7 protein-coding genes are annotated in these 6,394 nt (G+C 65.4%); 3 read left to right on the top strand and 4 right to left on the bottom strand.

The annotated features are described in order from the left end of the window. Nucleotides 1-462 (top strand): inorganic diphosphatase (locus tag Q4E95_RS10220; RefSeq protein ID WP_303383209.1); only part of this gene is annotated, 462 nt, incomplete at its 5' end. A 202-nt stretch (nucleotides 463-664) separates the two neighbouring features. After that, nucleotides 665-1,480, top strand: coding sequence for a hypothetical protein (locus tag Q4E95_RS10215; RefSeq protein WP_303383208.1), 816 nt, complete (start codon nucleotides 665-667; stop codon nucleotides 1,478-1,480). 4 nt (nucleotides 1,481-1,484) lie between these two features. Here Q4E95_RS10215 and Q4E95_RS10210 read toward each other — a convergent pair whose 3' ends face one another. The 3 genes from Q4E95_RS10210 to serS all read right to left on the bottom strand — a co-directional run bounded on the left by Q4E95_RS10210 (nucleotide 1,485) and on the right by serS (nucleotide 4,471). After that, complete coding sequence (locus Q4E95_RS10210) at nucleotides 1,485-2,096, bottom strand: hypothetical protein (protein ID WP_303383207.1); 612 nt, start codon at nucleotides 2,094-2,096, stop codon at nucleotides 1,485-1,487. 77 nt (nucleotides 2,097-2,173) lie between these two features. Next, nucleotides 2,174-3,085 carry an HAD family hydrolase gene (locus Q4E95_RS10205; protein ID WP_303383206.1) on the bottom strand — a complete coding sequence of 304 codons (912 nt, stop codon included), beginning with the start codon at nucleotides 3,083-3,085 and terminating at the stop codon, nucleotides 2,174-2,176. 81 nt (nucleotides 3,086-3,166) lie between these two features. Beyond that, nucleotides 3,167-4,471, bottom strand: coding sequence for a serine--tRNA ligase (gene serS, locus Q4E95_RS10200; protein WP_303383205.1), 1,305 nt, complete (start codon nucleotides 4,469-4,471; stop codon nucleotides 3,167-3,169). Nucleotides 4,472-4,598: 127 nt separating this feature from the next. Here serS and Q4E95_RS10195 point away from each other — a divergent pair, with 127 nt between their 5' ends. Further along, nucleotides 4,599-5,591, top strand: coding sequence for a diacylglycerol kinase family protein (locus Q4E95_RS10195; RefSeq protein ID WP_303383204.1), 993 nt, complete (start codon nucleotides 4,599-4,601; stop codon nucleotides 5,589-5,591). 124 nt (nucleotides 5,592-5,715) lie between these two features. Here Q4E95_RS10195 and Q4E95_RS10190 read toward each other — a convergent pair. After that, a partial coding sequence (locus Q4E95_RS10190) for a GntP family permease (protein WP_303383203.1) occupies nucleotides 5,716-6,394 on the bottom strand: 679 nt, incomplete at its 5' end.

Genomic DNA, 6,394 nt, shown 5'->3' with positions numbered 1-6,394 from the left:
ATCGACCACGAGACCGGTCGCATCCGCCTGGATCGTGTGCTGTTCACGTCCATGCAGTACCCCACTCATTACGGATACTTCGAGGACACCCTCGGCGAGGACGGCGATCCGCTGGACGCCATGATCATCATGGACGTCGACATCATGCCCGGCGTGATCGTGGAAGCCCGCCCCATTGCCGTGTTCAACATGACCGACGAAGCCGGCGGTGACGCCAAGGTGCTGTGCGTATCCACGGACAAGCGCTACGACGAGATCCAGGGCCTGGAGGACGTCAACGAGTTCAGGCAGAAGGAGATCCAGCACTTCTTCGAGCGTTACAAGGACCTGGAACCCAACAAATGGGTCAAGGGCGAGGGCTGGGAAGGCAAGGAAACCGCCGAGCGCCTGATCGTGGAAGCTCAGGAACGTTTCCAGCAGTCCGAGTACGATTCCGCCGCAGAGGCCGAACAGGACGACTGAGTTTCGACACCGAAACCTCCGGAACCCCGCACCAGCTAATGGGTGCGGGGTTCCGTTTCACCGGCCAACACCGTGCGCCGGGATGATCCAGCGGCCTGTGCATGTCGGTGCGTTGTGGTGGGATGTCTTGTGAACGCCCCGCAGACAGCGTGCGACGGCGCTCGGCCCACCCGTTGCTTCCCGCCCGTTCGAGGTGATCTCCGTGCTTGGCTCACACCCCGCGCCCTACGAGCGCGTATATGTGTTCCACGGCAGCGCGTGCACGCAGTTACTGGGCGCTGACCGCTTGGTGACGGCCGTGCAGAAGCTTCTGGCCGCCGCCGGTGTGGACCCGCATGTCTCCCCGGCCGTCCACACGGACATCGCTGCGCGACCGTACACGAACGAGGCGTTACAGGATCCCCTCCTGGACGCGCCGGCGGGCTGGCTGCGCTCCCACACCAGCGTCATGGAACTGTCCGTCCAATTACCCATGCAGAGTTTCTGGGATCGCATCAGCGCCGGAAGCTGGGCCACGTGGTCCGAGAAATGGCCCGCCCCCGTGGACGGCCCGTTGTTTCCGCCGAGCAGCCCGGAATGGCTGACCCGCGCACCGCGCTGGGAACTGGACCCGTTGGCACCGGCACTGGGTCCCGCCGCGCCGGGGGGCTGGGTCTGGTCTCCCCGGGACGGGGGCGGCCCGGATGGTGAGGTCGAACGTGGCGAGGAATCTTCCCTCCCGGGAGAGCCCTCGGCGGAGCAGGGCGAAACAGGCGGGGGCAGCCAATCATTGCCTTGGGTGGGCCTGTTCCAGCTCACCGACGTCGAGTCCTTCTGGGTGCTGAGCACCCCCGACCGGTTGGATCAGGTGGTAGCGCTGTGCGAAAGGCTCAGCAGCACACACTCGGCCTTCACCTGGCTGACAGGCTATTTCGACGCGCAAGACATTCTGGGATCGCTGCGGTTGCCCATGGAATGCGCCCCCGAGCTGGAATTCGCGCTGACCGAGGGTGGTTACGCCGTGGATGTCTGGTGGTGAGCGCCTAGAAGTGTTCCGCGCAGCGCCGCAGGAGGGTGGCTGCGGCGGGTCGGGCATCCCATTCCTCGTGCCACAGTGAGCGCACCACAGCCTTGGACACCGCCTGCGGAGTGATTCCCAGCTGGGCCGCCACGTCCTTCTGCTGCCCCCTCGCCCCCGGAGTCAGAAGGTCGACCACGCGCCATTCGGCCTCACTACGCACGCTCACAATGCGCCCCACGAGCTTGAGCACCGCCTGCGCCTCGGCCGCGGACTGCTGATCCGCCGCGCACACGCGCACCGCCACGCGATCGATGCCGCGCACGGTCGCGGCGGCCTCGTGGCCGTAGAGCATTCCTGCTCCGTCCGCGGCAACGGCCAACCGACCCTGCGGGTCGGTCACGCGTGTCAGGAACACCTCACCCACCCCGATGGCCACCGCATAACGACCGTCGCGCAAAGCGATCATTGTCGCGCTCACGGCTGCCTCGGGGTCTTCGGTGAGCCCTCGGACCTCGCCCGGCCCGGTGGGTTGGAACGGCGCGCTCGTGCTCAGATCTCCCAACTCGCGCGTGAGCTGACGGTCCATCTCGGAGCTGGGCCGGGAGCCGTCCTCCACGCGCTGAGTCAATGTCATCACAAACACGTTCTCAGTATCGCAGTTCACGCACGCGTTTCATGCGGTGGCCCCGCGGCCACGAGCAGTGTCTGAATCTAGAGCAGCGTCCGCAGAATGCGGGCGGCCCCATCCTCGTACACGGTGGTGGTGACCTCGTGGCACACCTTGGCCACTTCGTCCGGGGCCTGCCCCATGGCCACACCTCGGGCCGCCCAGTCGAGCATTTCAATGTCGTTGCGGCCATCGCCCATGGCAATCGTATGAGCGGGGTCCACGTTCAGCTGACGCCGGATCTGCTCCAGAGCACTGGCCTTGGAGACCCCGTTGGCCGCCACGTCCAACCACGAGGACCATCCCACGGAGTAGGTCACTCCGTGCAGGCCGGCCTCATCGATCACCTTGGCGAATTCCTCGGGGGTGTCGTTCGCGCTGTAGACGACCAGGCGCACCGCGGGTGTTTCGGCCAGCGTTTTCAGATCCACGCCGATCGCTTCAATACCGAAGGACGAGTCCTGGAACCGTTCGGTCGAGTAGAACTGTCCGTCTGCACCCTCGAGTGCGAACTTGGCGGCGGGCAGTTTGTCCGCCAGGGCCTCCAACGCGGATGAAGGATCGAAGCTCACGCGATCCACCACTTCGTAGTGGTTCTCGAGCTGCGGATCCAGCCGCAGTGTGATGCCACCGTTGGAGCACACGGCGAACCCGGACTCCATGTGCACCTGCCGGATCACGGGAAGGGTCGCCCCCATGGAGCGGCCGGTCGAGATCACCACGTGATGACCCGCCGCGACCACCGCGCGGGCGGTGTCCTTCACGGCGCGTGACATCTTGCCGTCGTGATCCACCAGGGTGCCGTCGACATCCAGAGCGACGAGGTACTTGACCCCTTCTTCCTTGGTCCACGAGCCCACGCGTACGGGTTGGACCTTGGTGGGGGGAAGCGTGTCCGCCGCTGATTTCAGTTGTTCTTGCTGCCGGTCATCGATGCCAGCCTGTGTTTGAGTCATAACAGTCATGGTGTCACACCACCAGCATCCGATGACACGACGCAGACCACACGGTTAAGGGCGCGTGAACTCCTCGGCGCCCTAGTTCACCGGGCGCATCACGTCCTGACCGCGCATGTAGGGCCGCAGGATCTCGGGGATCACCACGGATCCGTCCCGCTGCTGGTGCGTCTCGAGGATCGCCACGATCCAGCGAGTGGTCGCCAATGTGCCGTTCAGGGTGGCCACGGCGCGGGTGCCGGCCTTCTTGGGCTTGCCGTCGGCACCGGTGGTTTCCGGCAGCCGCTCACGAATGTTCAGGCGACGGGCCTGATAGGTGGTGCAGTTGGACGTGGAGGTCAGCTCGCGGTAGCGGCCCTGAGTGGGGACCCAGGCTTCGCAGTCGAACTTGCGGGCCGCGGAGGTGCCGAGGTCACCGGCGGCGGTGTCGATCACACGGTAGCTGAGCCCGCATGCCCGCAACATGTGTTCTTCCCAGGCCAACAGCCGCTCATGCTCGGCGGCGGCCTGATCCTGGGTGCAGTAGACGAACATTTCCAGTTTGTTGAACTGGTGCACGCGGATGATGCCTCTGGTGTCCTTACCGCCCGATCCGGCCTCGCGGCGGTAGCACGAGGACCACCCGGCGTAGCGCAGCGGACCGCCCGAAAGGTCCAGGATCTCATCCATGTGGTAGCCGGCCAGGGCCACCTCGGAGGTGCCGACCAGGTACAGGTCGTCCTTCTCCACCCGGTAGATCTCGTCATCGTGTTCCACGTCGAAACCGGTGCCGCTCATGACCTCCGGACGCACCAGGTTGGGCGTGGTCATGGGAATGAAACCGTTGTCCAGAGCCAGGTCCTGGGCCGCGAGCAACAACGCGTTCTCCAAGCGGGCGATGTCACGCTTGAGGAAGTAGAACCGGGACCCGGAGACCTTGGCGCCGCGTTCCATGTCGATCCCGTCGAGCAGTTCGGCGATTTCCAGATGGTCCTTGGGTTCGAAACCCTCGGCCCCGAAATCACGCGGCGTGCCCTCGGTCCGCAGCACCGTGAAGTCCTCCTCACCACCGGAAGGTACCCCCTCTTCCACCAGGTTGGGCAGCTGAGCGAGCAGTGCCTGCTGAGTCTGCTGAGCGGCGTCGGCGGTGGCCTGGGTGGCCTTCACATCCGCAGCGAGCTGCTTGACCTGGCTGAGCAATGCCTGCTTTTCCTCGCCCTGTGCCTTGGCGACCTTCTTGCCGAACGCATTTTGCTCCGCGCGGAGGTTCTCGAACTCGGTGATGGCCGTGCGGCGCTGGGCGTCGGCGTCGAGAATTCGATCCACCAGGCTCTCGTCCGCCTCACGGGCTTTTTGGGAAGCACGGAACAGGTCGGGGTGGGCGCGCAGCTCATTGATATCGATCACCGTTCCAGGGTAGCGAACGGGGCAGACTAACGCGGAACCCGCTGCCGCACGTGGCTCACGCCAAGCTGGCGACCGTAGACTACCCCTGGTAAACAGGTGACCGTTCCTCCTACCGAGAAAGACTCCCGTGCGCACCAATTCTCTGGTGCCGCAGCGTGTTGCTGTGGTGCTCAACCCGATCAAGCTCCAAGCCGATGAGGCCCGCGACGCCGTGATCCTGGCGTGCCGCAAGGGTGGCTGGTCCGATCCCGAGTTCTATCTGACCGAAGTGGACGACTCGGGGTACTCCATGGCCCGGCGCGCCGTCGAGGACGGCGCGGACGTGGTCCTTGCCGCAGGCGGCGACGGCACCGTGCGAGCCGTGGCCGAAACGCTGGCCGGGACCGATACCGCCCTGGGGCTCGTTCCCCTGGGCACCGGCAACCTGCTGGCCCGCAACTTGGGTGCCAATTTGGCCGATCCGCGCCAGTGCGTGGACGTGGCCTTGTTCGGTTCCGAAAAATCCATCGACACGGTGTCCTTCAACGTGGAACGCGAGGACGGCACCACGGACAAGAACCGTTTCTTGGTCATGGGCGGCGGTGGCTTCGATGCACAGATCATGGCCGACACCAAGGACGACCTCAAGGACATGGTCGGCTGGATTGCCTATGGTGAGGCCGGCGCCCGCCACCTCTTCAACCGGCCCGGTTGGGCACGCTTCCGGGTGGACGGCGGCGAATGGGAATCCGCGCGCTCTCGCTCGGTGATGGTGTGCAACTGCGGTGAGCTCACGGGAGGCATGGTGCTGGTTCCGGATGCCAAATTGGACGACGGTGTGCTGGACCTGGTGGTCATGAGCCCCCGCAGCATGCTCGGTTGGGCCCGGATGGCCGCCAAGGTGCTTCTGCGCCACACCCACGACCTGCCCGTCATCGACTTCCACCGCGGCAAGCACGTGCGCGCGGAATTCTGGGACGCCACAGAATCCCAGATCGACGGCGATTCCCTGGGCAAGATCACGGCCTTCGAGTCAGAGGTGTTCCCCAGCTCCCTGCGCGTGCGCGTGGCCCCCTCCATGGCCGACCTGGACGAACCCGAGGCCCCGGTCATCAACGCCGCGGATCCGGACAAGATCTAACGCTGCCGCTCCCGCGACTCGAACGTCACAACGGACGACGCCGCCGCATTCCCCACTTCCGGCACCCAGCCCGGGGCTGGAAGAGTAGGGGACGCGGCGGCGTCGTCATTGGTGGGGCCGGAGGCTAGGCGGCTCCGGCCAGGCCGAAGATCGCGGCGGCGATCGCGAAGCCCACCACACCGATGATGGTTTCCAGGACCGTCCAGGTCTTGAACGTGGTCTTGACATCCATTTCCAGGAAGCGACCGACCAGCCAGAAGCCGGAATCGTTCACGTGGGACAGCACCACGGAACCAGCGGCCACGGCAACCACCATGGCGGCCAGCTGCAAGGCGTTGTAGTCACCGGCAAGCACCGCGGGAGCCACCAGGCCGGCCGCGGTGGTCAATGCCACGGTGGCCGAGCCCTGGGCCACGCGCAAGACGGCGGCAATGATGAAGCCGGCCAGGATCACGGGGATACCCACATCGGACAGCACATTCTCCAGGGCGTCACCGATACCCGAGGTGCGCAGCACCCCGCCGAACATGCCGCCGGCGCCGGTGATCAGAATGACCGAGCAGACCGGGCCGAGTGCCGATTCGAAGGTCTTCTCGATGGCCGATCCGCTCATGCCGCGAACCTTGCCGATGGTCAGCGCGGCAATGATCAACGTGATCGTCAGCGCAATGGGAGTCTCACCCAGGGCACGCAGTAACTCGTACCAGCCCTGACCCGCGGCCTCTTCCGACACCGCGCCGGACTTGGCCAGGGTACCCAGGCCGGTGTTGAGGAAGATCAACAGCATGGGCAGCAACAGGAGC

Origin of the sequence: Kocuria sp. (genome assembly GCF_030536815.1) — a bacterium.
Classification (GTDB): domain Bacteria; phylum Actinomycetota; class Actinomycetes; order Actinomycetales; family Micrococcaceae; genus Kocuria; species Kocuria gwangalliensis.
This window is presented reverse-complemented; position numbering and strand designations above follow the sequence as displayed.

Excerpts from the sequence above, each read along its gene's own strand:
- Q4E95_RS10210 (WP_303383207.1), bottom strand. The coding sequence starts at position 2,096 with ATGACATTGACTCAGCGCGTGGAGGACGGCTCCCGGCCCAGCTCCGAG.
- Q4E95_RS10205 (WP_303383206.1), bottom strand. The coding sequence starts at position 3,085 with ATGACTCAAACACAGGCTGGCATCGATGACCGGCAGCAAGAACAACTG.